The organism is Mesorhizobium sp. M0088 (assembly GCF_040322895.1).
Lineage (GTDB): Bacteria > Pseudomonadota > Alphaproteobacteria > Rhizobiales > Rhizobiaceae > Mesorhizobium.
This window is the reverse complement of sequence record NZ_JAMYUI010000026.1, coordinates 34,365-59,770: the sequence shown is the minus strand read 5'-3', so window position 1 is coordinate 59,770 and position 25,406 is coordinate 34,365. Positions and strand designations below refer to the sequence as shown.

Sequence of the window (25,406 nt, the reverse complement as noted above, 5' to 3'; positions counted from 1 at the left end):
GCCATGTCGGCTCTCGGAGCGACCGGCCTATTTCACGCTGCCGAACGTCAAGCCCTGGACGATGAAACGCTGGATGAAGCGGGAAGCCACGACCAGCGGCAGGATGGCAAGCACGACGCCGGCAGAAACCTTGGCGATCTGGACGCCGTTCGAGGTCTGCAACGCGGCGAGCGCAACCGGTATGGTCGCCGTCTTCGGCCCGCTCAAAACCAGGGCAAACAAAAACTCATTCCACGCCAGGATGAAACCGAGCACGCCGGCGGCCGCGATACCGGGCATCGACACCGGCAGCACAATGCGCCAGAAGGCGCCCCAGGCGGTCGCGCCGTCGGTCATCGCCGCCCACTCCAGATCGACTGGAATGCCTTCGAAGAAGCCCATCAGGATCCAGGTCAGGAAAGGCAGGTTGAGCGCGGCATAGACGATGATCAGCCCGGTCAGCGAGTTGCTGAGCTCCAGGCTTCGGAACAGCGTGAAGGTCGGCAGCACCAGCGCCACGGGCGGCAGCATTTGCGTCGCCAGAACGGCAAAACGCGCCCAACGGCCGCCCGTGCGGAAGCGGGCGAAGGCATAGCCGGTGGTGGCGGCAAAAGGCAATGCGAGCAGAACCGAGCCGAGCGCGACGATCAGGCTGTTGAGGTAGGACTGACCGAAGCGGCTCGACAGGAGCGCCGAATAATTGTCCGTCGTAAAGGCCGGCATCAGCTCGTTGCTGTAGGATAGCTGCTCGGGCACGAAGCTCGTCCGCAGCACCCAGAGCGGCGGCAGCAGCACGATGGCGCAAACGACAATCAGCCCGAAATGCAGGCCGAAGCGGCGGCGAAAGGCAGGCCGTTCGTTTCTGTCCATGCTGGTCATTGAGCGGCCCTCATGAGGCTCGGCCGCGCGATGACCAGTTCGGTTTCGGTATCAAAGAGGTGCATCGGCAGCGGGTCGATGTAGAGTTCGACGATCGAGCCGACGGGCGCCGTGAAATAACGGCTCAGGCGGGCGGCGATCTCCAACGGCTTGCCGCCTCCGGCGGGGTGGGCATCGTCCGTGCCGGTGGCCTGACCGGCAATCTGGCCGATCAGGACGTTCTCGGCGCCGAGAGCTTCGACGGCCACGACCCGTACGGAAATCTTTTGCCAGTCCGGCTTGTCGGGGCTTTCGTGGAAATCCTCGGCCCGCACGCCCAGAATGACGCGGCGCCCGACACGCTCGCCATAAGCGTTGCGGTGGCGGGCGGGGACGGCAAGCACGGCACCACTATCGGTCAGGACGGAGAGCCCTTCGCCAGGTGCGGCCTGAAGCGTGGCCGGAATGAGGTTCATCGGCGGCGTCGCCAGGAAGCGCGCGACGAAGGTGTTGACCGGGTCGGCATAGACTTCAAGCGGCCGGCCGGCCTGGACCAGGCGACCATCGCGCATGATGCATATGCGATCGCCCATGGTCATGGCCTCGACCTGGTCGTGCGTGACATGGACGATGGTGCGGCCGAGGCGTCGGTGCAGCTTGACGAGTTCGAGCCGCATCTCGGCACGCAGCTGCGCATCGAGGTTGGACAGCGGTTCATCAAGCAGGAAGGCCGCCGGTTCGCGAACGATCGCCCGGCCAAGCGCGACACGCTGACGCTGGCCGCCCGAAAGCGCTGCCGGCTTGCGACCGAGAAGATTCTGCAAACCGAGCAGGTTCGCGGCGTCGGCAATCTTGGCATCGATCACTGCTGCGTCGGTGCCGCGCATCTTCAGCCCGAAAGCCATGTTCTGCCGCACCGACATATGCGGATAGAGCGCGTAGCTCTGGAAAACCACCGCGACGTTGCGGTCGCGCGGCGCGACATTGGCGACGCTCTTGCCGCCGATGCGAAGATCGCCGGAGGAGATACTCTCCAGGCCGGCAATCATCCGCAGCGTCGTCGACTTGCCGCATCCCGACGGGCCGAGAAAGATCACGAATTCGCCATCGGGAATGGTGAGATCGACCTCATGCACCCCGTAATTGCCATTGCCGTAGAGCTTGGAAACGCGATCGAGCTCGATAGACGCCATAGACTTTCCTCATGAACCCGTCTGACCCGGCTGAACGCCGAAGGCCGAAGTCGAGCGAACCGTCATCTTAGAGAACAAAATGTAACATTGAAAGCCTGCCTTCTGATCATATGTGTTCACTTTTTTGGATGGCGCGTGCCAGCATCAGGATCCGGTTACAGCCGCCAAAAGCCGTCAGGTCATGTAGACGCCGCCGGTCACGTTGACGCCCTGGCCAGTCATGAAGCGGGCTTGATCCGAGCAGAGGAACACGACGACGTCGGCGACATCCTCCGGCAGTTCGAGCCGGCCGAGCGGCGTCTGCGCGATATAGTCGGCGACCACCCGTTCGGGCGTGACCTGCCGCAGATGCGCCTCCCATTCGACTTCGCGCGATTGCATGCCGGTCTTGACGAACCCCGGGCAGACGGCATTGACGCGGATTCCCTTGGGCGCGAGCTCGCGGGCAAAGGCCTGGGTCCAGCCGAGCACGGCGAACTTGGATGCCGAATAATGCGCCAGGAGCGGCGCACCGACCTTCGCGGCAAGCGAGGCGGTGTTGACGATGCAGCCCGTGCCTTGCTTGACAAAATGCCGTCCAGCGATCTGATTTGCGAGGAATACCCCGCGCGCATTGACCGAGAAGTTGAAGTCCCACTCCTCGTCGGTCAGATCGAGCGCGTGCTGCATGGTGGACACGCCGGCATTGGCAATCAGGATATCGCAGCCGCCTAGCGCTTCCAGCACAGTGGCAAAGGCCGCCTCGACGGAATCGCGACGGCGAACATCGACCGTGACGGCGGCGGCACCGCCGCCAATCTCCTCGGCCGCCTTGCGCGCCGCGTCGGGATCCAGATCGCCGATCGCCACGGCGACACCCTGCCGCGTCAGGGCGGTCGCGATCGCGCGACCGATCCCCGCGCCGCCACCCGTCACAAAGGCACGCTTGCCCGCGAGTTCGGCAAGCACTGGAGGAATGACGGAGGCAGCCGGCATGGTCGTATTCTCTCTGCTTGGTGGCGGAACGCGTTCTGTTAATATCGAGATGCATACCAATAAATTCGAACACTGCAAACATATTTTTGTTTGAAAATGTTTGATCATGCGGTAGAGTCGAAGTTGCAGACCGCTTCGTCAGCGGCTTACCCACCGGATACATCGATGGCCGACGACACCGCCTCTCCCCTATCGTCCACGCATGGCGCACCGCGTGATGCCGATCGTCAGCGCCTTCTCGCGCACGATCGGCAGGCACGCATCCTGGCTTTCCTGCGCCGCACGGGGTCGCTCACCGTCGCTGCGGCAGCGGCCGAACTCGCCGTTTCCGACATGACGATCCGCCGTGATCTGGTCGAATTGGAGCGCGAGGGCAGGCTTGTACGAATCCACGGAGGTGCGATCGAGGCGGACAACCCGCCGCTGGTCGCCATGGACAGTGAGGAGCCGAGTTTCGATTCGCGCTTGCGCCAGCGCCGTGACCCGAAGGCCGCGATTGCCGCCGCCGCGGCCGCCTTGGTTTCGGGATACCGCACGATCGCATTGGATGTCGGCACCACCACCTATCTGATGGCCGAGCACCTCAAGGACCTTCCGCACGCCAAGGTGTTCACCAACAGCCTCAGGATCGCGGCGGCGCTGAACGGCGGCGTGCCCGAAGTCTATGTTGCCGGCGGCCGTGTACGGGCCGACGAGATGTCGACCGGCGGGCCCGCGGCCATCGCCCAGTTCGAGGCGCTGTGGTTCGATGTCGCCGTGATCGGCGTCTCCGGCATCACGGCGGACGGCCTCTTCGACTATTCCTTCGATGATACCGATATGAAGCGCGCCTATCTGAGACGCTCAGGCACCAAGATCGTGCTCTGCGATTCCGCCAAATTCCTGCGCATGTCGCTGGTGCGGATAGCGCCACTGTCGGACATCGACATCCTCATCACCGATGCCGAGCCGCCGGCCAAGATCGCCGCAGCGCTCGCCGCGGCCAAGGTCGACCTGCGCATCGCGCCGCCGCTGACGCGCGACTGAGGCGCAACATTTTCACTTTATCCCCAAGGAGACGACTCGATGGTATTTGAATTTTTCGGCGACAAGAAGAAGGCTGTCATCTCGATGGCACATATCGGTGCCCTGCCGGGAACGCCCCTCTATGATGCCGATGGCGGCCTCGACAAGCTGATCGATGGCGTGCTCTCCGACATCCGCAAGCTGCAGAGCGGCGGCGTCGATGCCATCATGTTCGGCAACGAGAACGACCGCCCCTATGTCTTCAAGGCGCCGCCCGAAGGCATTGCCGCCATGACCGCGATCGTCCAGGCGGTGAAACCCGAGCTGAAGGTGCCGTTTGGCGTCAATTATCTCTGGGACCCGACTGCCAGCGTCGCGATCGGGGCGGCCACCGGAGCCCGTTTCGTGCGCGAGATCTTCACCGGCCTGTTTGCTTCCGACATGGGCCTGTGGGAGCCCGATTGCGCCGCCGCCTCGCGCCTGCGGCACAATCTTGGCCGCGACGACATGAAGCTTCTCTTCAACATCAATGCAGAGTTCGCACACTCGCTCGACCAGCGTCCTATTGAATTGCGCGCCAAGAGCGCGGTGTTCTCGTCGATGGCCGACGCCATCCTCGTTTCCGGTCCGATCACTGGCCAGCCGGCCGACCAGTCCCACCTGCGCAGCGTCTGCGAGACGATCAAGGACGTGCCGGTCTTCGCCAACACCGGCGTGAACATCGACAATGTCCGCGATGTCCTTTCGCTGGCGAGCGGGGTCGTGATCGGGACCCATTTCAAGATCGATGGCAATACCTGGAACGCCGTCGACGGCGATCGGGTCAAGCGCTTCATGGACGTTGTCGCCACTTTGCGCTGAGAACGGCTTCCACGGCGATGCCGGCCATCGCGCCGGCTCGCGGTGATCATATCGATCGTTGCGGGCCGGCGTCCGGAATGATCGACTGGTATCGAGCAGCGGGACACGACGAGGCAGACAGGTTCGCCCGCCTGCCCTTCCCGGCATTTCAATGGATTCGACATGGCGTTCGTTCTCGGTCTCGATATAGGCACCACCTCGACGATCGGCATTCTGATCCGGCTTCCCGATCAGGTGCTGGGCCTCGCCTCGCGCCCCGTCACGCTGCATTCCGAGCATGCGGGCTGGGCCGAGGAAGATCCCGCGCAATGGTGGACCAATGTCCGCGACATCGTGCAGGAGCTGCTGAGGACCAGCGGCATCAAGGCCGAAGAGATCGTGGCGATCGGCACCACCGGCATGCTGCCGGCGGTCGTTCTTCTGGACGACCAGGGCGAGGTGCTGCGACTGAGCATCCAGCAGAGCGACGGCCGCTGTGGCGCCGAAGTTGCCGAACTGCGGACCGAATGCGATGAGGCGGCTTTCATCGCCAAGGCCGGCAACGGCATCAACCAACAGCTGGTCACCGCAAAGCTGCGCTGGATAGAGCGTCACGAGCCGGAGGTGTTCAGCCGCATCGCCACCGTTTTCGGCTCCTATGACTATATCAACTGGCGCCTCACCGGCGAACGTGCGGTTGAGCAGAACTGGGCGCTGGAGGCCGGCTTCGTCGATGTTTCGACGCACCGGATCGACGACGACCTGGTGGCGCTCGCCCACATACCGCGCTCGGCCGTGCCACGAAAGATCGCCTCGCATGAGATCCTCGGTTCCGTCTCGGCGAAGACCGCGGATGAGACCGGCCTGATGGCGGGAACACCTGTCGTCGGTGGTGCGGCCGACATGATCGCTTCCGCGCTCGGCGCCGGAGTTGCCACAGCAGGCGATGTCCTCCTGAAATTCGGCGGCTCGGTCGATATCCTGATCGCCACCGATCAGATCAAGCCAGATCCCCGCATGTATCTCGATTACCATCTGGTGCCGGGCCTGTTCATGCCCAATGGCTGCATGTCGACCGGCGGCTCGGGCCTCAACTGGTTCGTACGCAATTTCGCCGGCGGCGAGATGGCCGCGGCACAGGCCGATGGTATTTCGGTACACCAGCGGCTCGATGCGCTGGCGGCAGAGCGTCCCGCCGGTGCCGACGGCCTCACCGTCCTGCCCTACTTCCTCGGCGAGAAGACGCCGATCCATGATCCAGCGGCTCGTGGCGTGATCGATGGGCTGACGCTGTCGCACGATATCGGCCATGTCTGGCGCGCTTTGCTCGAGGCCTATGCCTTCGCCATCGCGCATCATATCGAGGTGCTCAACGACATGGGCCACCGGACCGAGCGCTATCTCGCCTCCGACGGCGGCTCAAGCAGCAAGGTCTGGATGCAGATTGTCGCGGATGTCCTGCAAAAGCCGGTCCAACGCCTGACCGGGCACCCCGGCTCTTGTATCGGCGCTGCCTGGACGGCGGCGATCGGCGTCGGCCTGACCGACGACTGGTCGGGCGTTTCCGGTTTCGTCAGCTTCGCCGACCGGCTCGATCCCGACCCGCGCAAAGCTGATATCTACCGCGACGGCTATCGCCGCTATCGCGATCTTTATGCGCGCCTGTCGGCTCCTGGCGCGACCAGAGCGGGATCGTCATCGTGATGTATCGCGCCGTCGCCTGGGACATCGACGGAACGCTGATCGACAGCGAGCCGTTGCATCATCAATCCCTCCTCGCCGGCTGCCGCAACTGGAACGTCGATCTTGACGACCTGCCCGACCAAGCCTTTCGCGGCATCCATATGGGTGACGTCTGGACAACGCTGCGTGCGCGTCTCCCGGTCGGGCTCGACCAGGCGGAGTGGCTCGCCGCTATCAATGCCCACTACGTCGCGAACCGGGCGAACGCCGTCCCGATCCCCGAGGCGGTCGAGACGATTCGGACCCTGGCTGACCGCGGCGTCCCGCAGGTCTGCGTCTCGAATTCCGGCCGGCAAGTCGTCAATGCCAATCTCGATGCGCTCGGCGTGCTCGACCATATGAGTCTCACAATCAGCCTCGACGACGTGTCGGCCGGCAAGCCCGACCCCACGCCCTATCGCGAGGCCTGCCGGCAGCTCGCCGTAGCTCCAGGGTCGGTGGTGGCCGTGGAAGACAGCCGCACCGGTACCAGGGCCGCACGGGCCGCTGGTCTGTTCGTGGTTGGCTATCTCCCCAGCGGCGTCCTGCTCGACGACGTCGATCTCAGTACCAACCGTCTGTCGTCGATCCTGGACCTGTTTCCCGGCTGAGGGTTTGCGCGTCGTTCCAAGTGTGCGCTTGACCATGCATGCAGGTTCGTAGCGTGATGGCAGCTGATCGATTCACATCGATCCGGTAGGAATCCTCTTGCGCCTCGGCGTCGTGAAACCGCAAACGACACCACACCCAGGATTGGACGCTTGATGAACGACCTCCCCCAAACGCTTGCACCGGACACGCTCGGGCCAACCCTGACGATTGGAGAAATCCTGGTGGAGATCGTCGCGAGGCAGACGGGCACCGGTTTCCGGGAACCGATCGACTTCATTGGCCCCTTTCCGAGCGGCGCGCCCGCCATCTTCATCGATCAATGCGCGCGTATGGGCGGAGCGGCGGCAATGGTGGGCGTGGTCGGCGACGACGATTTCGGCGTGGTCAACATGGAGCGCCTGAAGCGAGACGGCGTAGACATCTCCGCCATCGCAGTTTCCTCGGATTATCCGACGGGCAGCGCCTTTGTTCGCTACCGCACGGACGGAAGTCGCGATTTCGTCTACAACATCGCCAAATCCGCCGCCGCCCGACTGGAATGGAGCCCGCAGGTCGAGGCGCTGATCGCGCGTTGCGGGCATATCCATGTCATGGGAACGGTGTTCGCAAGTCCCGCAGCCTGGGCGATCACCGAACGCGCGATCCCGCTGATCAAGGCACGCGGCGGCACGATGTCGCTCGATCCGAACCTGCGCAAGGAATTGCTGGCGCACGGCCAGACCGAGGAGAAATTCGCCGGTCTGGTGGACGAAGCGGACCTGCTGCTGCCGTCGGGCAATGAATTGTTCCTGGCCGCCGGCACGGACGGGGAGGAACGCGCGATTGAGGCGCTGTTCAGACGAGGGGTCAAGGAGATCGCCGTGAAGCGCGGCGAACATGGCGCGTCAGCCCGTCAAAGCACCGGAGCCCGCGCCGATTGCCCCGGCCTCATCGTCGAGGAAACGGACCCCACCGGCGCCGGCGACTGTTTCGGGGGAGCCTATGTCGCATGCCGGCGGCTGGGGATGGCGCTGCAGACGGCGCTCGAATTCGCCAACGCGGCAGGGGCGCGCAACGTCACACGCCTCGGTCCCATGGAGGGAGCCGGCACGCCGGCCGAGCTGGAAGATTTCATGGCAAGAACGGCGAGAAGAAATTGATGCGTGTGGCGATCGACGATTTGCCGGACCTGCACAGGGACGGGAAGAAAATCGGGGTGACCTCGGTGTGCTCGGCGCACCCGCTGGTGCTGAAAGCCGCACTGCGCCACGGGCGGGAAACCGGCACCACCGTCCTAATCGAGGCGACGTGTAATCAGGTCAATCATCTGGGTGGTTATACGGGCATGACGCCGGCCGATTTCGCGGCGATGGTGGAAGCGCTCGCGGCAGCCGAGCAGTGCCCGCAAGAGCTGATCGTGCTTGGCGGGGATCATCTCGGCCCCAATCCCTGGAGAGACCGGCCCGCCGAGGAGGCGATGGCGCAGGCCGGGACGATGATCGATGCCTATGTCCGCGCCGGCTTCCGCAAGATCCACCTCGATGCCTCGATGGGCTGCGCGGGTGAACCGGCGGCGCTCGACGACCACACGGTGGCCGGGCGCGCGGCCAGGCTGGCGGGCGTCGCGGAGCAGGCGGCAGCGCAGAGCGGCGGGGCCAACCCGGTCTACATCATCGGCACGGAAGTGCCGCCGCCCGGCGGCGCCGATCACGCTTTGGATGCGATCACCCCGACCAGTCCGGAGGCGGCTCGCCAGACACATGCCATTCACGCCCAGGCATTCCAAACCGCCGGGCTTGAAAGCGCATTTTCCCGCGTCATCGGGCTTGTCGTGCAGCCGGGCGTGGAGTTCGGCAACCAGAATGTGATTTTCTACGATCGGACCAAGGCCAGCGACCTGGCGGCAACTCTGAGCACATTGCCGTCGCTCATTTTCGAAGCTCATTCGACGGACTATCAGGGCGAGAGGCCGCTGCGTGAACTCGTCGAGGACGGCTTCGCCATCCTCAAGGTCGGCCCCGAGCTGACCTTCAAACTGCGCGAGGCGCTGTACGCGCTCGACCTGATCGCTTCCGACCTGGTGCCTGGCTATGGCGAGCGGCCACTTTACCACGCCATGGAAGAGCAGATGCAAGCCACCCCCAAGAATTGGGCAAGCCACTATCATGGAAGCGATGCCGACAAGCGGACGCTGCGCCACTACTCCTATTCCGATCGCATCCGATATTATTGGGCGATCCCGCAAGCCCGTGCCGCCTGCAACCGTCTCTTCGATACGTTGAACGGCCGCAAGGTGCCGGTGACGCTGTTTCTCCAGCACCTGCCTTCTGCAGTCACATGGGCTGACCGCGCCTGCGACGTCGAGGAGATCGCGATCGGTCACGTCCGGCGGAGCATCGAGGCCTACGCCGGGGCATGCGGCACCTGAACCCTTCGCCGGTTGTTCAAGGCCAGAGCGGATGGGCTGGCGGGCGGCAGGAACGCTTACAGCGATGGCCCCAATCGGATCGGACTGCCGTCGCTGAAACGGGATTGACGGAACCTGTAGAGATTGTGCCCGGTCTCGTTGCCTTGGACGAGGTCGGACAGCACACGGCCAATGCCGGGTCCGATGCCGAAGCCGTGACCACTCATCCCGGTCGCTATGACGAGACCTGGGATCGCAGCGGCGCGATCGACGATGGGCACGACATCAGGCATCGCATCGATCATGCCCGCCCAGCTCGCCTTGATCGGCACAGTCGTGAACTGAGGGAAAAGCTCCCTGAACCCGCGGTCGATGGCGCGAAGCGCCGACGTCTCGGGAGCGGGATTGAGGACCCGCATCCGTTCGAAAGGGCTTTCTTCATCCGCGTTCCATCTGCGCGGCGTCGACCAGCCATCCGGGTATCCTCGCGGCGCGGCCGGCAGGTAGCGCGTGCCGAAGGGATTGGCCATCAGGGCGCTGAAATATTTGCCCGCATGGCGAAATGCGTCCGGCCCTATGTAGAGTTGGCTACTGCCTCCCGATGCGAGCGTATACCCGCCATCCTGCCTGCGCCGGAAAGCGATGCATTCATCCGCGGCGGCACCGGTGTGGATTTCCGGCATCGGTGCTGTCGCGGCGACGGTCGCCCTGACGCTGAGCTGCGGAATCGAGATGCCGTGGGCGCGCAGAAAGAGCGACGTCCACGCGCCGCTGGCGACGACGACGCTCGAGGTCGCGATGTGCCCTTTCTCGGTCCAGACGCCACTGATGCGTCCCGCGGAGATGTCGAGCATACGTGCCGCGCAATTCTCGATGATCGTCACACCTTCGCGGGCCGCCAGGCGAGCAAGCGCGGGCACCGCGACCCAAGGTTCCGCCCGCATGTCCGATGGTGTGATCATTGCCCCTTTGAACGGTCGCGACATGGCAGGGATCAGGCTTGCCAACTCACCTTGGTCGAGGAGACGCGTGTCGACGCCATGAGCCTGGGCAATCTCGAGAAACTTCGCGAAACCGGCCATCTCCTTGTCTGTCCGCGCAAGATAGGTAACGCCCGTCTGCTTCAGTCCTATGTCCTCGCCACATTCCTGCGCCAGTTGCCGCCAGAGGCGCTGCGCTTCGATGACGATCGGCAGTTCGTCGGCATCGCGGCCCTGCTGCCGGATCCAGCCCCAATTGCGCGAGGATTGCTCGGCGGCGATGCGGCCCTTTTCCAGCAGCGTCACCGAGACGTTCCGTCGCGCCAGGAACAGTGCCGTGCTCACGCCAATGACCCCGCCGCCGATGATCACGACGTCCGAAGTCTTCGGCAGGGGATGCTGGAACTGGATCGAGGTGGCTTCGGTGAAGGGGAAGATTGTCAAAGAGCACCGTCCTTCTTGGTATGCTGCGGCGACATCCGGTCCACGCTGGCAGCGATATCTGGGCAGCGATATCTGGCCGCCGTGAAATGTCGATACCACGCGAGGAGATTGATCGTCAGCTAGTGCTTCAAGGCCGCCTGTCGCGACGCGGGCGGCAAAGGTCGAAACGGCATCGTAAAAGCGAACGGACCTGACGCGCCCTACGGTAGACGATTTCGTCTATCTGGAAATACCAAGTGAGCGAGAAGATCGTCGCTCCCGAACCCGCCTGACTTGGAGACGATGACAGCGCCATTCCATGTGGCCGACACCATCCTGCTGACCGCCACGCCGGGCTCGTAGAGTCCCTCGCACAAGAAATGGCTGGCTCCGCAGATGCCTGCCAGCAGCCGCAGCGTCGACCCGCCTGTCACCAAGACAGAACGCGGCGTCGGCAGCCTGGCCACAAGCTGGATGAGCGATCGCTCGATGGCAAGGCGCGCCTGGGATTCCGAAGCAGCGTGGGAGGGCGCGAGCAAAACAAACGGTGGTTCGAGAGACATGGGACTAGAGCCGTCCATCACGACGGTCTTCAGCCCGCTGACCGCCGCGACCTGGCGCAAAGCAACCGGATGGTTCGTGCCGCAGATGGCGAGATCGAGTGCCTGTGGCCGAAGGTGGGCCGTCCGACTTCCAGCGAGCATGGAGGCCAATCCACCTGAGCCGACATAAAGATCCTCGCTATCCACTCCAAAGGCTGCAATCGCCGCGGCAAGCTCGGCATCGCTTGACGCATCGGCGACAAAAAATCCCTCGCTTGCGCAGGCCTCGCCGATCATGGCAGCCGGAACCCCGTGGCCCAATAATGCATCGACAAGTGCCGGGCCGACGGGTGTTATCCCATCCTGCGATACTACGTGCTGCCGGCCGTTGACTGTTGCCCGGCCCAACGCCGGAAAAGCAGGGGCGAAAAGGGCACGCCTAAACCGTCCGGCGCGAAAGGCCGCAACCGACTCTGCGACAGGGTGTCCACGCATGACGCTATCGATTTTCTTGAACGACAGCGACCGTGCGCCGGCTTTGCGATCGGCAAAAACGCCTGTGACACGATCGTATGCCGCTCGTTCCCCTAAGTCCCGGCTGTCGAGATCAATGGCGTTGCAGCCGGAGAGGCCCGGCGGCACGTCGAGCCAGACCTTCACCGGTTTTTCTGAACTCGCGAAATAGCCGGCCGTGTCGAGCGCACCGGTGATGTCGTCCGCGACGATCAGGACATCCGGCTTGCCAAGCTCGCGCCCGTCGGGGCTACGGTTCACGCAGCGTTCTCCGTGGTCAGCGACAAGGCGTAGTCGATCGCCTCTATGAGGCTGCTTTCGCGGGCGATCCCGCGGCCGGCGATGTCGAAAGCGGTCCCGTGGTCGACGGAGGTCCGCGCGATCGGCAGGCCGAGCGTGATGTTGACGCCGCTCAGGCCAAGCCATTCACCGGTCTGCGGGTCGATCTGGAAGCCAAGCAGCTTCACCGGAATATGGCCTTGATCGTGGTACATGGCCACGACCGCGTCATAGGCGCCGCCGCGCATTTTCACGAAGACGGTATCGCCCGGAACGGGACCATGGACGTCGTGGCCGCGCGCCCTGTAGTCGGCGACAATCGGCTGGGTAATGCGGATGTCGTGGGTCCCGAAAATACCGCCCTCCCCGGCGTGCGGATTGAGCGCGGCAATCGCAACGCGAGGCGCCGTGATCCCCAGATGATTCAGGGCTTCGATCGTCAGGTCGAGAACCCGCCGCATGCGCGGCTCCGTCGCCCTCTTCGGCACATCTTCCAGCGGAATGTGGGTCGTGACGTGGCTGACGCGAAAAGAACCGTGCGCGAGCATCATCGCGCTGTCTCGCGCCCCGGTAAGCGCCGCCAGCAGCTCGGTATGACCCGGGAACCGATAACCGGCAAGATGCAGCGATTCCTTGTTGAGCGGCGCGGTGACGATGGCCGAAGCCTCGCCGGCCATCGTACGCCGCACACCCTCGGCCACGGCCTCATAGGCCTGCCTGCCGCCTTCCGCCGACACCTGTCCGATCTCAACGGCGGAACCCTCGATCGGCCAGATGCCGAGAGGTTCATCCGCATTCGCGACGGCGGGCAATGGTAAGGCCAGCGACCGGGCTGTCCCGCCCAGCGCCGCAAGTGACCCGATCAGGCGGAGCCGAACCGTGCCAGTCTCAAGGACCGCCGCGAAATGATGGGCGGCCTTGAGCGCGATCTCGGGTCCAACGCCGGCCGGATCGCCGATGGTGATGGCTATGGTTGCGGTCATTCAGCTCTCCATAAGCGCTGTGCGGACGTTCAGGACAAAAATCATACCAGGGGCCGCCCGCCGTCGACCGGAATGACAACTCCTGTCGCGAAGCGAAGATGGGTCGCGACTGCCAGAACCGCCTCGGCAACATCGTCGGGCGTGCCCAATCGCCCGAGCGGCGTCCGGTTCGCCTGTTCATCTCGCCAGGACTCGTCGCGGCCCTTGATGAAATCGGTGTCGACGACGCCCGGTGACACCGACACGACCCTGATTTTCGGAGCCAGGGCGCGCGCCAGCGACTTGGTTAGGTTGTCGACAGCGGCCTTGGAGGCGCAGTAGGCGATGTTGCTGCCCATGGCGGTTACGCCAGCAATCGAAGAGATATTGACAACGACGCCGCTGGCGGCGCGGTCGAGCAGCGGCCGCATTGCCCGCGTCGCGGCGATGACGCCACGCACGTTGACGCTGAAGATGCTGTCGATCAACGCGTCGTCCAGACCATCGAGGTCCGGATGCGATACGAAACGGGTTATGCCGGCGCAATTGACCAGGATATCGAGCCGGCCGAACCTTTCCTCGATCTGGCCGGCCAATCGCGCGAGGCAGTCGCTGTCGGTGACGCTCGCCTCGGCGACGAGATGATCGCGGGGCGTTAGCGACGAGACCAGCGCTTCGGCCGCCTGGCGTGAACTGTTGTAGCCGACGACGACCGACGCCCCTTCCTGCGCGAGCCTCGATACGATCTGCGCGCCGATACCACCGGTCGCTCCGGTCACCAGGGCAACCTTGTCTTGCAGCATTGCCGCCATGGCCCTCTCCGTGTCAGACGCTGGTACGTTGCTTATAAGCGACGAGCGCCATGAGATTGCGGTCGCGCCAGGTGCTGCGTTCACCGAGGCGGGATGCCGACAGTTTCTCGCGGCGTTCGGCTTCGGCCTTGCCGATCAGCGCTTCGGACCAAGGTGCCGGATCGCGCCTTGCCAGTGCGATCGCGTGGTAGAGCGGCCCCAGACGCCGCGCATAGTCGGCAATCCCGCCAGGCGCGTTGAGGTCGATCGTCTCGAACGGTCCCATGAAGGACCAGCGGTAGCCGAGCCCGTGCGACACCGTCAGATCGATGTCGGCGGCACTTGCGACACCTTCCTCAAGCAATGCCCAGGCTTCGTTGAGCAGCGCACCCTGGAGCCTGTTCAGGACAAAGCCCTCCACCTCCTTGCGCACGACGATGGCCGCCTGGCCCACGGCTTCCATTTGTTCCCGTAGCCAAGGAACGATGTTTGCGTCCGTCCATGGCGCCGGAACCAGTTCGACCAACGGGATCAGATGTGGAGGATTCACCGGATGCACCACGAGGAAGCGTGCGCGTTTTACACATTGTTCCGTAAACGCCGAGGCAGGAATACCTGAGCTGGAGCTGCCTACGACGGCATCGGGCCGCATGGCCCGATCGATCTCGAGGCAGACCGCCTGCTTGACATCGCGCCGTTCGAGCACCGACTCCTGGATATAGTCGGCATCGGTAACCGCACTCTCGAGCGTGTCGACCACCCTTAACCGCCGCATGACAGGATCGATCGCATCGATCAGCCCGGCTTCGTGCATGTCGGCAAGACTGGCGCGGATCCTGTCAATCACCGCCACGCGGATGTCGTCGCTGCCGTCATAGATGGTCACGTCATGACCAGCACGAGCGAAGACGATCGCCCAGCCGCGGCCGACGAGCCCTGCCCCGACAATGGCCACCTTGCGGATTTGCTCCATTACTGCACCCACGATTTCTCGCCGTCCGCGAGGCAGATTTCAGTGATGCGCAGGCCATCCTTGGTGATGCGCGAGGGGAAACGGTCCTTCAGCCGCTCTTCGTGGATGGGAATGACGCGCCGTGCCGCGTAATTCACCTGCTTCATCATCTCCTCGGTCGCCAACACGAGATTGGTCTGGCTGCCGACCGCAAGGCCCACCGGGACGTAGAGCGTCTCGACATCGACGGCAGCTCCCGAGCCCTCGATATTGTCGAAGACATAGACGAGATCGCCTGCCAGCACCCAGGTATCTTCGTTGCCGTTGCGTACGGTGACCCACATCGAACCGTAGGTGTGGCTATCGAAGGCGGGATTGAGATCGACATTCGGCAGCACGTCCTGCTTTGCGCCATCGATCGTCACCAGCCGCTTCTGGCGGGCCAGGTCGACACCGCGTACGATATCGCCAGGGTCGACGGCGACGTTCATCCAGCGCATGCGGTCCGGCAGCGACATCGCCCAGACCCATTTCGCGATTTCGCGCTCCTGGATGTAGAAGGTCGCCTTCGGGAAGTCCTCGACATTGCCGAAATGATCGAAGTGGGCGTGGGTGACGAAGACCGTGTCGACGTCCTGCGGCGACAGGCCGATCTCGCTGAGGACGGCCTCGGGTGAGTGCCAGTTCTCGACGCCGAACTTGTCGCCGAGATGCTTGCCGTAGTCCTTGTTGTTGTAGCCGACATCGACCATGGCGACGTGGCCGTTGCCCTTGATCAGCGCATAGCAGTAGGGAAGCTTGACGTGACCCTGATTGTGGGCGCCGTAGAGCACGCCGCTCTTGTGGTAGTTGGTGACGTAGCTGTACTCAAGCACCCAGATCGAATATTGACCCATCGTTTCCTCCCTGTTTTCGCCAGCGCTGTGCACAACTGCAGCAGGCATGATTGAAATCGATCGGCGTCATCCCGGCGCGCGGCTCCGACGCCGCCTGCAGCCAGGCATAGGCGTGCTTGATCCTCTCCGCTGCCCGGTCGAGATGCTGCTGCCAGTCGCGCCGCAGCCGGGCCAGGCCGAATTCGTCAAGCACTTCGCCGAGCGTCGCGTGCGCGGTCTCCAGGCGCACGCAATGGGCCTCCAGACCGCGCGGCGTCTGCAAGGCGCCCAGGCGCTGCTTGACCTCGGCCCATTGTTCACAGGCCGCCGGGATATCCGGCAGGTCGAGCACATCGCGGCGACCGCCAGCTTCGGCCAAAACCAGCAAGCCCGCGACCTGCCCGATCAGCCGGCGCAGGCCGTCATAGATGGGACGGGTGGCGACCACGTAGCGGACGACGGCCTCGTCGGTCGCCCCGTCCTTGTCGATGGCTGGTTGGAATTGCCCGCTTTCAGCGTCCGACGGCTGCGGCGCTGCAACCAGCTCGCAGTCGTAGCGGTGAATGTTGACCGCGCGTTCGAAGAAGCGCTTTGCGGATAGATCAGTCATGATGCCTCCTGCGCGTCGTCGCGCGCTCGATCACGGCGCCTGGCGCAATCATCTGCACGACCGGCTCCCGGCCAGCATTCGTGCCTAGTTCCTTGGCCAGCGAAATCGTCGCCTCCAACATCTTTTCGATGGGCTGCTTGACGGTCGTCAGCCCGTGCGAAGGCCAATGCGCCATTTCGATATCGTCGAAGCCGACGATCGAGAGGTCGTCCGGCACGTTGAGGCCGAGTTCCCGAACGCCGTCGAGAAAGCCTATGGCGAGAATGTCGTTGGCGCAGAACACGCCGTCGGGCATCTCTTCGAGATCACGTAGCTTGCGGGCGGCCTCGTAGCCGGCGTGGTAGCTGAACTGCCCCGCATCGATGACGGCAGGCGCTGCAAGGCCGCGCTCGACCGCGCGTTCGCTGAAGCCGCGGTGACGGGCAACATTGGTCGAGGCATCCGCCAGCGCGGCGATGTAGGCCAGGCGCCGGTGGCCAGTATCGGCCAGATAGTCGGCAATGCTGCGGCCGCCCAGGATGTTGTCGCAGGAGATGCCGAAAGCGTGGTCGTCGGCCGACAGCCGGTTGAAGAAGATCACCGGCGTGCCGGCGTTGCGGCACTCCTGCGCAGCTTCCGACGACAATGTTGCCGCGAGGATGATGGCGAGGTCGGGCTGGTAGTTGAGAAGAAGGCGCAGCGCCTGGTCGACCTCGCCCGACTGGTCGGCCGCGACCAGCATCACGTTCATGTCGATGGCGCGCAGCTCGGTGGTGAGCCGGGTGAGGACTTCCGGGTAGAACGGATTCTTGATGTCGGCGACGACCACGCCGACAATGCGCGTCTTCTTGGTGATGAGACTGCGCGCGAAGGGGTTTGGCGAATAGCCAATCTCCCTCGCGCGGTTCAACACCACGTCGCGCGTGCCCTTGGCGATCACCGCATCGGCGTGAAAAGCCCTGGAGACGGTCGAAACAGACATGCCGAGGTCGCGCGCCAGATCCTTCACGGTCAGGCGGGGTTTGCTGTTCTTGTTGCGGGCGATGACCGACATGAAAACTCCGTTGCGCTGCCTTAGGCCTCGTTGCGACCTCCGTAGCGGCGGACCCGGATGTTGGCCTGCTCGGCATGTCCGTAGAAACCCTCCAGGGCACACAGGCGCGAACAGTACTCGCCGATCATGGCGCTCGCTTCGTCGGTCAGGACGCGCTGATAGGTGCAGGTCTTGATGAACTTGCCAACCCACAAACCGCCAGTGTAGCGGGCCGCCTTCTTGGTCGGCAGCGTATGGTTGGTGCCGATGACCTTGTCGCCATAGGCGACATTCGTGCGCGGCCCCAAAAACAGCGCACCGTAGTTGCGCATGTTGCCGAGGAAGTAGTCGGGATCGCGCGTCATCACCTGCACGTGCTCGGAGGCGATACGGTCGGCTTCCACAACCATTTCCTCGTAGGAATCGCATACGATCACCTCGCCGTAGTCAGCCCACGCCTTGGCGGCGATCTCGGCCGTCGGCAGGATTTTCAGCTGCCGCTCGATCTCCGCCATGGTGTCGCGCGCCAGCTTCGGCGAATTGGTCAGAAGCACCGCCGGGCTTGTCGGGCCATGTTCGGCCTGGCCGAGCAGGTCGGTCGCGCAGATCTCGCCGTCGACGCTGTCGTCGGCGATCAACAGCGTTTCGGTCGGACCGGCGAACAGATCGATCCCGATGCGCCCGTAGAGCTGGCGCTTGGCCTCGGCGACGAAGGCGTTGCCCGGACCGACAAGCATGTCGACGCGCCCGATGGTCTCGGTTCCGAGCGCCATGGCGCCAACGGCCTGGATGCCGCCCAAAACGTAGATCTCGTCGGCGCCACCCATGTGCATGGCGGCGACGATGGCCGGATGCGGCCCGCCTTGGAACGGCGGCGCGCAGGCGATGATCTTCTTCACGCCGGCGACCCTTGCCGTCACCACGCTCATGTGCGCGGAGGCGACCATCGGATATTTGCCGCCCGGCACGTAGCAGCCGACCGTGTCGACGGGAATGTTCTTGTGGCCAAGGACGACACCCGGCAGCGTTTCCACCTCGAGATCCTGCAGGCAGGCGCGCTGCTTCTCGGCGAAATTGCGGACCTGCGCCTGGGCGAAGCGGATGTCCTCAAGATCCCTTGCCGAGACTTTGGAGATGGCCTGTTCAATATCGCTGTCGGTCAGCCGGAAGCTCTGCGGCGACCACTTATCGAAACGCTCCGACAGTTCCCGGACGGCGGCGTCGCCCCGCTTCTCGATATCGGCGAGGATCGTCTCGACGGTCGTTCGGACAACCGCGTCGCCCTGGGCGACAGCCTCGGGATCTCTGCCCCGCTTCAGAAAGGTCGGCATGTTTTCATCCTTGTCTTGGGTGGGATGGACGGCAGGGTGCCGTCCATCTATCGCATTGCTGGTCGTCAGGGCTTCACCGTCGCCTCGATCTTGGTGAGCTTGTATTCGTCGGCCGGGGCCTTGCACGACGAGCAGTTGATGCCGGGCGCGTCGGGCGCCTGCTTCACATCCGCCGGCAGCGGCTGGATGGTCGCTCCGGGCGTCGGCTTGCCCTCGAGCGCCGACTGTAGCGACAGTTCCGGCAGAAGCTCGGGATTGAAGACCTCGGTGACGAAGGATGAGGGCACCTTGTCGGACGGGAACACGTTGCAGCCGTCGGCGAAGGTGTCGCCCTTGCAAGGCTTGACCTGATCAGCCGGCACCCACGGCAGCGGGTACTCGATGTTCATCGGCTTCAGGTCGCGCTTCTTGGTCAGGATCTCCATCATCAGCTTGAAGGCGTAGCCGGAGGTGGCGGGCGGCGAGCCGGCCGAGACGCCTTTGAGACCCATGCCCTGCATCTTCGGATCGGCAAGGCCGAGGCGAAAGCCGTCGGAGTTCTCGCCGGTCATCGGCACGAGCTTGTTGCCCTTGTCGAGCTGGGCTTGGATCGCACCGTATTCGCCGGCCTGGGCCCAGATGCCGTCGACGTCCGGATGCGCGGCGAGCGCCTTGGCCGTCTCCTGCTGCGTGGTGCGGTCATCCCAGTAGGAATAGTATTCCGCGACCACCTTGATGCCGGGATACTGGTTGAAGATGTGCATCGCGCCGTCGGTGTGGCGCTTATCGACCGAGTTGCCCGGAACGCCACGGCTCAGGAAGATGTTGCCCTTGCCGCCGAGGATGTTGACCAGCGCCTGGGCGCTGTTCTCGCCGAAACCAGCCGTGATGTAGCTGACATTGTAGGCGCAGGGTTCGGTCACCGTCGCGTCATACATGAAGAAGAGCACGCCCTTCTGGCAGCCGCGATGGATGGTGCGGTTCAGCGCCGTCGACGAGATCGGGAAGCTGATGATGCCGTCGGCGCCATCCTGGATCATGCTCTCATAGGCCGAGATCTGCGCCTGCGGATCGGTGCCGGAGATGACCTCCTTCAGCTCCACGGTCTTATCGTAAGGCGGCGTCTGCGCCAGCGCCTTGACGATGTTCGCGGCCTCCGACTGCCAGGAATTGCCGCTGTAGCTCAGCGACAGATAGACCTTGAGCTTCTTGTCCTGCGCGTCGGCATGGTCGACGACCGTCGCAACGCCCGCAGTTGTGGCAAGCGTCAGCGACGCGGCCAGTCCCAGTCTTCTTAACAGCTTCATTTCCATCAACCTCCCTTTGGAATTTGGCCCTTTCAGGTGCCGGACCAGAGCTTGTGAGAACGTTCTCACAATTGGACAAAAAGCATCACACGCAGGCGCATGGTCATTTCCTTCGCGTCAGCATCCGATTTCCGATGTGGGTCAGGAACTCACCCCGCAGCACCAGCAGCGCCCCGACGATGATCGCGCCCTCGATGATGGTGCGCCATCCCTCGCTGAGCCCGATGGCCGAGATCATCATGCCGAGCGTGGTCAGAAGGATTGCGCCGCCGACCGTGCCGATGAAGGTTCCGCTGCCACCGAGGATCGAGGAGCCGCCGATCACGACGGCGGCTATCGAGGGCAGCATGTAGCTGTCGCCCATCCTGAGCGTCGCGCCGTTAGAGTAGCCGACCAGCATCATGCCGACGAAGCCGGCGCAAACGGCGCTGATCGCATAGGGCACGAGTTCGAGCCGGTTGACGTTGACGCCGGCGATGAGCGCGGCGTTCCTGTTGGTGCCGAGCGCGCGAAGCCGACGTCCTAGCGCGGTGAAGTTCTGCAGCAGCCAGCCGAGCAGGATGAAGGCGAGGGTGAAGTAGATGACCACCGGCACGCCGAGAAACCACGCCTTCATCAGCCATAACAGGGCCGATGGCGAACCGCCGCGCGGCGTGCCGCTAGTATAGCCGAGCGCCGCGGAGGCGATGACGATCGACGTCGCCATCGTCATGATGAAAGGCGGCACCTTTAGCCAGACGATACCGACGCCGCTCACCGCGCCGACCAGGGCACAGATGAGCAGGATGGCCGGCAGCATGTACCAGATGCCGGCGTCGTTCGTGCCGATCCAGTTCGTCGTCAAAACGCCGCCGAGCGTGATGAGGGCGGGTATCGACAGATCCAGTCCGCCGATCAGGATGACAAGCCCCTGCCCGAAGGAAAGGATGATCAGGAAGGATGCAAGGATCAGCACTGTGAGAACCTGGCTCCAGGAGCCGAGCGCCGGACTGATGAAGCGCGAGCACAACACGAGCACGATGCTCAGTCCGAACACGACAAGTGTGTTCACCGTTTCGCGGTCCAGCTTCTGCCTGCCGCGCTGGTCGGAAGAGGCGTCGAAAGGCATCGCCATGTCCTTATGCGCGTTCACCGGGCGTCGTCCTTCTTGAGCAGGCGCGCCACCGCGTTGCCGAAGACGATCGCGAGCACCAGCACGAAGCCCTGGAAGATGCCGGTGTAGAAAGACGACACACCGCCCGAGAACAGCACTTTCTGCAAAAGCATGAGCGTGCCGGCGCCGAGGATCGAGCCGATAAGGCTGCCGCGGCCACCGCTGAGCGGTGTGCCGCCAAGCGCCACGGCGGCAAAGGTGAGCATCAGGAATGGAGTGCCCGCCGTCGGATTGCCGGTCGCGGTCTGGGCGCTCAGCATGAAGCCGGCGACGCCATAAAGGATGCCAGCGCCGACGAAGGCAGTGATGCGCACGCCCGATACGGCCACGCCGGAGTAACGGGCCGACTGCTCGTCGGCGCCGATCGCATAAAGGCCGATGCCGGTGTTCGTTCGCCGGAAGGCCAGCCACAGCACGGCGGCGGCAACCAGGAACAGACCGGCAATCGGAACGACACCGAAGAGCGTGTCGGTCAAGGTGTAGGTGACAAAGTCGGAGACCATGCCGCCGGGCGCGTCGAGGATGACGAGCGCCAGCCCCTGGCAGATGATCATCGTGCCGAGCGTCGCCGCGATGGTCTGGAGCCCGAGCCTGGCAACCAGAATGCCGTTGATCATGCCGACGATGGCGCCGATCGCGCAGCACATCAGCAGGCTGATCAGCGCTCCGCCCGGGCCGTCGAGCGGATAGACGGCCATCAGCACGTTGGTCAGCGAGACGACGCCCGCGACTGACAGGTCAAAGCCGCGACTGATGACGACCAGCGTCTCGCCCGCCGCCGCCAGCGCCAGCGGCGTCGAATTGTTGACGAGGTCGGTGAATGTGTAGACCGAGAGCGCATCGGGCTGCCAGAACGCGTAGAGCGCGTAGAGCAGGACGTAGATCAGCGCGACGATACCGGTGCCGCTGATGACGGCGCGCCAGAAAGGCGAGCGGCGAGGCGCTGGATTTGCCGCGATCGCGCTCATGCAGCCACTCCCTTCGCCGCACTCCGAGCGTGGCCGATCAGCGCGCCGACGATGGTCTGCTCGTCGATGGCGTCGCCCTGATATTCGGCAAAGATGCGGCCGCCGTAGAGCACGATACAGCGATGCGCGAGATGGACGAGTTCCGGCAGTTCGGATGAATAGAAGAGCACCGAGCCGCCGTCGGCGGCGAATTTGCAAATCGCCTCGTAGATCGACTGCTTTGTGCCGACATCGACCCCGCGCGTGGGATCGAAGAGCAGCAAGGTGCGCGCGCCGGTCATCATGACGCGCGCCAGAAGCGCCTTCTGCTGGTTGCCACCCGAAAGCTCGTCGATCTTGAAATGCAGGTAGCGCTCCTGAAGGTCGACCGCCGCGGCGGTTTTCCTCGCGGCGCGACGCTCGCCGGCGGGCCAGACGATGCCGCCCTGCGCAATGCGGGAAATGATCGGCAGCACCATGTTGCTGGCCGTGGTAAGGCCGCCGAGGATACCTTCCGATTTGCGATCCTCAGGCAGGTAGGCAAGGCCGTTGCCAAAATAGAGCGCGTCGCCTGGGCTGCCGATATGAGCGCGCACGCCGTCGACCTCGATGCTTCCGCCCTTCGCCTTGGCAAGGCCGACCAGTGTCCTGAACAGGTCGCGCTGCCCTTGACCTTCAAGCGCGGCGATGCCGACGATCTCGCCCTGCCTGACATTGAACGACACCTCGTTCAGGATGCCGCCCGAAAGCCCTTTGACGCTTAGCGCGATGGGCGCGGCATCACCTGCTACGGGCAATGTGTTGACCGTTTCACGCGCGCTGCGGCCGACCATCATCTCGAATATGTTCTCGTCCGAGGCGCCCGAAAGCTCGACGGTGCCGATGCTGCGGCCGTTGCGCAGTATAGTGGCACGCGAGCACAAGCTGCGTACTTCCCCGAGGCGATGGGAAATATAAAGGATTGCGGTCTGCAAGGATTTTTGCCGCCGCACCAGCTCGAACAGCCATTCGACGTCGGCCAGCGCGGCCGTCGGCTCGTCGAGGATCAATAATTTCGAAGCGTGGGTGAAAGCACGGACGATTTCGAGCCGCTGACGGTCCGACAGCGAGAGCACACCCACGGGCGTGTCAGGATCGAAATACGCCAAACCATAATCCTTAAGCGTCTTTCGAGCGGAGGCTATCGCCGTGCGATGCGACGCGAGACCGAGCATGCCCCTGGGCATTTTCGGCAGCATCAGATTCTCGGCGATGCTGAGGTTGGGCAGCAGGCTGAGTTCCTGGAAGGCCGTCGCCACGCCCTGCGCCCGCGCACCGACGATGTCGTGCGGCGCATAGGGCGCGCCAAAGATCGACAGCGATCCGCTGTCCGGCTTCACCACGCCGCTGAGGATCTTGACAAGCGTCGACTTGCCGGCGCCGTTCTCGCCCAGCAGTGCATGGACTTCACCCGGACGCAGGTCAATGGAAACGGAATCGAGCGCGACTGTCGGTCCGTAAGACTTCGCAATCTTGGCGATGCGAACGGCTAGAGGGGTCTCGTCGGTGCTCATCCCTCCTCCCAAGGTAAGGTCGCAACTGCAGTGAGAACGTTCTCTGAGAACGTTCTCACCCTTTCATAAACCGATATTCGTTGTCAACCGGGTATTTGGCGGCCGCATCATGAAATCGGTCATCGCAGCCACGGCGCCAAGGCGTGTCGCCTGTCATTTCCACGATACGCGGGGGCTCGGCCTCGCCAATGTGACAGCGGCGCTGGATGTCGGCATCCGTGCTTTCGATGCCTCGCTGGGCGGACTGGGGGGCTGTCCCTTCGCGCCGGGCGCGACCGGAAACATCGACACGGAGGATACGGCGTTCCTGCTGGAACAGCTTGGCTTCGACACCGGTGTCGATGTCGAAGCACTGGTCGCATTCCGGCGTCGCGTCGAGGAGTGGCTTCCGCTGGAGCGGTTCTCGGGAGCGATCGCAAGGGCCGGCCTTCCCAAGACCTACAGGGGAGCGCCCCCGCTTCATCAAGCGTGAAGTGAACGCAAGACCGGGCTGTCGCGACGGGTGAATCCTTTCTCACCCGCCCAATATCGCGCGCCTATTCGCGGAGGAGCCTATCCGGATCCTCGTTTTGGACTAAGCCGTGTACCTCCGATAGCAGAAGAACGCCTCTTCGATAGTGGGTCTCGCGATGTAGCGGTCTCCCGCTACAAAATCCAGTAAGTTGTTGAAATAACTAGAAAATCACGCATATGTGGTAGCGCCCCCGGACAAAATTACCCAATAATTTCAATGCTGCACGGCGACGGTACCGACAAGATGCTCATATCCGTCACAAGCCGTCATTCGGGCTGAGGTCCGAGCGCGGTCGACGGCGGACGGCGACGGGTTGTCGCCGAGTATGCGATTGCTACATGCATCATTGGTCCGCAGAGGAGCGTCCCAGTTGCTAGGGGCGGAACCGCCGGTCAGATTAGAGCAAGGCCGACGACCATTTCGACCAAATGCTTCTTGAGCAATTGCTGTCGGTCGGAGCTGAAGAGCCTGTCGCCGAAGATGCGGGAGAAAGTCGCCCGGTTGGACACATTGAAGAAACTCAGGGCACTGATATGCCAGTGCAACTCCAGCGGTTCAACGTCGTCCCGGAACAGGCCCGCCTCCCGCCCTCGGCGGCAGATTATCTCCAGCTTCTGGATCGCGCCGGCATTAAGCAGGCGGATCAGGTCGGATTTCTCCAGATACGCCCCGTGATGGATGTTCTCGATCATGACGATGCGAATGAAATCGGGATTGCGGCTATGATGGTCGAACGTGAACTCTGCCAGGCGTCTCAGGGCATCGACGGGCGGAAGGTGATCGAGTTCCAGTTCCTGTTCCCCTGCGCGCACCTCCCGGTAGGCTTCCTCCAGCACGCGGCCGTACAGACCCTCCTTGTCGCCAAAATAGTAATAGATCATGCGCTTCGACGTATTCGTCTTCGCCGCGATCTCATCGATGCGCGCTCCCGAGAGGCCGTTGGCAGCGAATTCCGCCATTGCCACCGCGAGGATATTCTTCCGGACTCCCGCCGGATCCTGCTTCCAGCCGTTTCTGCCGCTCGTCTTGTCGTCCATGGATGACCTGCCCTTGCCGCGCGAACGTTACACTGAGCGCAGAGAGAATGAAATTAACCAGCTCGTACAAAACTGT

Annotated in this window: 24 protein-coding genes; 7 read left to right on the top strand and 17 right to left on the bottom strand. The window is 63.6% G+C overall.

All coding sequences use genetic code 11. From position 1 onward, the window contains the following. Positions 1-27 precede the first annotated feature (27 nt). The 3 genes from NKJ67_RS27180 to NKJ67_RS27170 all read right to left on the bottom strand — a co-directional run bounded on the left by NKJ67_RS27180 (position 28) and on the right by NKJ67_RS27170 (position 3,005). Positions 28-858 (bottom strand): carbohydrate ABC transporter permease, encoded by an 831-nt coding sequence (locus tag NKJ67_RS27180; RefSeq protein ID WP_013530271.1) that lies wholly within the window; start codon positions 856-858, stop codon positions 28-30. Continuing rightward, on the bottom strand, positions 855-2,030 hold the full coding sequence (locus NKJ67_RS27175) for an ABC transporter ATP-binding protein (RefSeq protein ID WP_352584231.1): 1,176 nt from the start codon (positions 2,028-2,030) through the stop codon (positions 855-857). Before NKJ67_RS27175 ends, NKJ67_RS27180 begins: the two co-directional genes overlap by 4 nt. A gap of 174 nt (positions 2,031-2,204) precedes the next feature. Then, positions 2,205-3,005, bottom strand: a complete 801-nt coding sequence (locus NKJ67_RS27170; protein WP_127318852.1) for an SDR family NAD(P)-dependent oxidoreductase — start codon at positions 3,003-3,005, stop codon at positions 2,205-2,207. Positions 3,006-3,170: 165 nt separating this feature from the next. Between NKJ67_RS27170 and NKJ67_RS27165 the strand changes: the two genes are divergently transcribed. The 6 genes from NKJ67_RS27165 (at position 3,171) to NKJ67_RS27140 (ending at position 9,591) form a co-directional block, all read left to right on the top strand. Then, positions 3,171-4,031, top strand: a complete 861-nt coding sequence (locus NKJ67_RS27165) for a DeoR/GlpR family DNA-binding transcription regulator (RefSeq protein WP_127271648.1) — start codon at positions 3,171-3,173, stop codon at positions 4,029-4,031. Positions 4,032-4,070: 39 nt separating this feature from the next. Beyond that, complete coding sequence (locus NKJ67_RS27160; protein WP_023809131.1) at positions 4,071-4,871, top strand: BtpA/SgcQ family protein; 801 nt, start codon at positions 4,071-4,073, stop codon at positions 4,869-4,871. A 162-nt stretch (positions 4,872-5,033) separates the two neighbouring features. Beyond that, a complete protein-coding gene (locus tag NKJ67_RS27155; protein ID WP_256746056.1) occupies positions 5,034-6,554 on the top strand; it encodes an FGGY-family carbohydrate kinase in 1,521 nt (506 codons plus the stop codon). Next, complete coding sequence (locus NKJ67_RS27150) at positions 6,554-7,183, top strand: HAD family hydrolase (protein ID WP_352584228.1); 630 nt, start codon at positions 6,554-6,556, stop codon at positions 7,181-7,183. Before NKJ67_RS27155 ends, NKJ67_RS27150 begins: the two co-directional genes overlap by 1 nt. Before the next feature lie 153 nt (positions 7,184-7,336). Beyond that, positions 7,337-8,323 (top strand): tagatose kinase, encoded by a 987-nt coding sequence (locus NKJ67_RS27145; protein ID WP_352584226.1) that lies wholly within the window; start codon positions 7,337-7,339, stop codon positions 8,321-8,323. Next, positions 8,323-9,591, top strand: coding sequence for a D-tagatose-bisphosphate aldolase, class II, non-catalytic subunit (locus NKJ67_RS27140; protein ID WP_352584224.1), 1,269 nt, complete (start codon positions 8,323-8,325; stop codon positions 9,589-9,591). Before NKJ67_RS27145 ends, NKJ67_RS27140 begins: the two co-directional genes overlap by 1 nt. 56 nt (positions 9,592-9,647) lie before the next feature. Here the strand turns inward: NKJ67_RS27140 and NKJ67_RS27135 are convergent, their stop codons facing one another. The 13 genes from NKJ67_RS27135 to NKJ67_RS27075 all read right to left on the bottom strand — a co-directional run bounded on the left by NKJ67_RS27135 (position 9,648) and on the right by NKJ67_RS27075 (position 23,779). Further along, positions 9,648-10,994, bottom strand: coding sequence for an NAD(P)/FAD-dependent oxidoreductase (locus NKJ67_RS27135; protein ID WP_127318818.1), 1,347 nt, complete (start codon positions 10,992-10,994; stop codon positions 9,648-9,650). Positions 10,995-11,194: 200 nt separating this feature from the next. Next, positions 11,195-12,289 (bottom strand): four-carbon acid sugar kinase family protein, encoded by a 1,095-nt coding sequence (locus NKJ67_RS27130; RefSeq protein WP_352584221.1) that lies wholly within the window; start codon positions 12,287-12,289, stop codon positions 11,195-11,197. Further along, entirely contained in the window at positions 12,286-13,290 is a 1,005-nt protein-coding gene (gene pdxA, locus NKJ67_RS27125) for a 4-hydroxythreonine-4-phosphate dehydrogenase PdxA (RefSeq protein ID WP_127271304.1), read from the bottom strand. Before pdxA ends, NKJ67_RS27130 begins: the two co-directional genes overlap by 4 nt. A gap of 41 nt (positions 13,291-13,331) precedes the next feature. Next, a complete protein-coding gene (locus tag NKJ67_RS27120) occupies positions 13,332-14,081 on the bottom strand; it encodes an SDR family NAD(P)-dependent oxidoreductase (protein ID WP_352584218.1) in 750 nt (249 codons plus the stop codon). 13 nt (positions 14,082-14,094) lie between these two features. Further along, complete coding sequence (locus NKJ67_RS27115) at positions 14,095-15,045, bottom strand: 3-hydroxyacyl-CoA dehydrogenase (protein ID WP_352584216.1); 951 nt, start codon at positions 15,043-15,045, stop codon at positions 14,095-14,097. After that, positions 15,033-15,908, bottom strand: coding sequence for an N-acyl homoserine lactonase family protein (locus NKJ67_RS27110; protein ID WP_352584214.1), 876 nt, complete (start codon positions 15,906-15,908; stop codon positions 15,033-15,035). Before NKJ67_RS27110 ends, NKJ67_RS27115 begins: the two co-directional genes overlap by 13 nt. After that, positions 15,880-16,497, bottom strand: a complete 618-nt coding sequence (locus tag NKJ67_RS27105; protein ID WP_352584212.1) for a hypothetical protein — start codon at positions 16,495-16,497, stop codon at positions 15,880-15,882. Before NKJ67_RS27105 ends, NKJ67_RS27110 begins: the two co-directional genes overlap by 29 nt. Beyond that, the gene (locus NKJ67_RS27100) at positions 16,490-17,530 is read right to left on the bottom strand and encodes a LacI family DNA-binding transcriptional regulator (protein WP_292336016.1); all 1,041 of its coding nucleotides are present in this window, start codon (positions 17,528-17,530) and stop codon (positions 16,490-16,492) included. The genes NKJ67_RS27105 and NKJ67_RS27100 overlap by 8 nt, the downstream gene beginning before the upstream one ends. Before the next feature lie 20 nt (positions 17,531-17,550). Continuing rightward, positions 17,551-18,840, bottom strand: coding sequence for a histidinol dehydrogenase (gene hisD / locus NKJ67_RS27095; RefSeq protein WP_352584210.1), 1,290 nt, complete (start codon positions 18,838-18,840; stop codon positions 17,551-17,553). 65 nt (positions 18,841-18,905) lie between these two features. After that, positions 18,906-20,126, bottom strand: a complete 1,221-nt coding sequence (locus NKJ67_RS27090; RefSeq protein WP_352584208.1) for a sugar ABC transporter substrate-binding protein — start codon at positions 20,124-20,126, stop codon at positions 18,906-18,908. Positions 20,127-20,229: 103 nt separating this feature from the next. Beyond that, positions 20,230-21,258 carry an ABC transporter permease gene (locus NKJ67_RS27085; protein ID WP_292336019.1) on the bottom strand — a complete coding sequence of 343 codons (1,029 nt, stop codon included), beginning with the start codon at positions 21,256-21,258 and terminating at the stop codon, positions 20,230-20,232. After that, positions 21,255-22,247, bottom strand: coding sequence for an ABC transporter permease (locus NKJ67_RS27080; RefSeq protein WP_256746045.1), 993 nt, complete (start codon positions 22,245-22,247; stop codon positions 21,255-21,257). Before NKJ67_RS27080 ends, NKJ67_RS27085 begins: the two co-directional genes overlap by 4 nt. Beyond that, positions 22,244-23,779, bottom strand: coding sequence for a sugar ABC transporter ATP-binding protein (locus NKJ67_RS27075; RefSeq protein ID WP_352584205.1), 1,536 nt, complete (start codon positions 23,777-23,779; stop codon positions 22,244-22,246). Before NKJ67_RS27075 ends, NKJ67_RS27080 begins: the two co-directional genes overlap by 4 nt. A 109-nt stretch (positions 23,780-23,888) precedes the next feature. Here NKJ67_RS27075 and NKJ67_RS27070 point away from each other — a divergent pair, with 109 nt between their 5' ends. Then, on the top strand, positions 23,889-24,251 hold the full coding sequence (locus tag NKJ67_RS27070) for a hydroxymethylglutaryl-CoA lyase-like TIM-barrel protein (RefSeq protein ID WP_502905241.1): 363 nt from the start codon (positions 23,889-23,891) through the stop codon (positions 24,249-24,251). 434 nt (positions 24,252-24,685) lie between these two features. On the opposite strand, the gene NKJ67_RS27065 is transcribed toward NKJ67_RS27070, so the two are convergent. Beyond that, on the bottom strand, positions 24,686-25,330 hold the full coding sequence (locus NKJ67_RS27065; RefSeq protein WP_352584203.1) for a TetR/AcrR family transcriptional regulator: 645 nt from the start codon (positions 25,328-25,330) through the stop codon (positions 24,686-24,688). Positions 25,331-25,406 lie beyond the last annotated feature (76 nt).

What these genes read in the sequence shown, in the direction of transcription:
- NKJ67_RS27120 (WP_352584218.1), bottom strand. Translation starts at nt 14,081, where the DNA reads ATGGCGGCAATGCTGCAAGACAAGGTTGCCCTGGTGACCGGAGCGACC.
- NKJ67_RS27070 (WP_502905241.1), top strand. Translation starts at nt 23,889, where the DNA reads ATGAAATCGGTCATCGCAGCCACGGCGCCAAGGCGTGTCGCCTGTCAT.
- NKJ67_RS27170 (WP_127318852.1), bottom strand. Translation starts at nt 3,005, where the DNA reads ATGCCGGCTGCCTCCGTCATTCCTCCAGTGCTTGCCGAACTCGCGGGC.
- NKJ67_RS27100 (WP_292336016.1), bottom strand. Translation starts at nt 17,530, where the DNA reads ATGTCGGTCATCGCCCGCAACAAGAACAGCAAACCCCGCCTGACCGTG.
- hisD (WP_352584210.1), bottom strand. Translation starts at nt 18,840, where the DNA reads ATGCCGACCTTTCTGAAGCGGGGCAGAGATCCCGAGGCTGTCGCCCAG.
- NKJ67_RS27160 (WP_023809131.1), top strand. Translation starts at nt 4,071, where the DNA reads ATGGTATTTGAATTTTTCGGCGACAAGAAGAAGGCTGTCATCTCGATG.
- NKJ67_RS27155 (WP_256746056.1), top strand. Translation starts at nt 5,034, where the DNA reads ATGGCGTTCGTTCTCGGTCTCGATATAGGCACCACCTCGACGATCGGC.
- NKJ67_RS27110 (WP_352584214.1), bottom strand. Translation starts at nt 15,908, where the DNA reads ATGGGTCAATATTCGATCTGGGTGCTTGAGTACAGCTACGTCACCAAC.
- NKJ67_RS27145 (WP_352584226.1), top strand. Translation starts at nt 7,337, where the DNA reads ATGAACGACCTCCCCCAAACGCTTGCACCGGACACGCTCGGGCCAACC.
- NKJ67_RS27105 (WP_352584212.1), bottom strand. Translation starts at nt 16,497, where the DNA reads ATGACTGATCTATCCGCAAAGCGCTTCTTCGAACGCGCGGTCAACATT.
- NKJ67_RS27080 (WP_256746045.1), bottom strand. Translation starts at nt 22,247, where the DNA reads ATGAGCGCGATCGCGGCAAATCCAGCGCCTCGCCGCTCGCCTTTCTGG.
- NKJ67_RS27165 (WP_127271648.1), top strand. Translation starts at nt 3,171, where the DNA reads ATGGCCGACGACACCGCCTCTCCCCTATCGTCCACGCATGGCGCACCG.
- pdxA (WP_127271304.1), bottom strand. Translation starts at nt 13,290, where the DNA reads ATGACCGCAACCATAGCCATCACCATCGGCGATCCGGCCGGCGTTGGA.
- NKJ67_RS27090 (WP_352584208.1), bottom strand. Translation starts at nt 20,126, where the DNA reads ATGAAGCTGTTAAGAAGACTGGGACTGGCCGCGTCGCTGACGCTTGCC.
- NKJ67_RS27175 (WP_352584231.1), bottom strand. Translation starts at nt 2,030, where the DNA reads ATGGCGTCTATCGAGCTCGATCGCGTTTCCAAGCTCTACGGCAATGGC.
- NKJ67_RS27075 (WP_352584205.1), bottom strand. Translation starts at nt 23,779, where the DNA reads ATGAGCACCGACGAGACCCCTCTAGCCGTTCGCATCGCCAAGATTGCG.
- NKJ67_RS27140 (WP_352584224.1), top strand. Translation starts at nt 8,323, where the DNA reads ATGCGTGTGGCGATCGACGATTTGCCGGACCTGCACAGGGACGGGAAG.
- NKJ67_RS27180 (WP_013530271.1), bottom strand. Translation starts at nt 858, where the DNA reads ATGACCAGCATGGACAGAAACGAACGGCCTGCCTTTCGCCGCCGCTTC.
- NKJ67_RS27150 (WP_352584228.1), top strand. Translation starts at nt 6,554, where the DNA reads ATGTATCGCGCCGTCGCCTGGGACATCGACGGAACGCTGATCGACAGC.
- NKJ67_RS27065 (WP_352584203.1), bottom strand. Translation starts at nt 25,330, where the DNA reads ATGGACGACAAGACGAGCGGCAGAAACGGCTGGAAGCAGGATCCGGCG.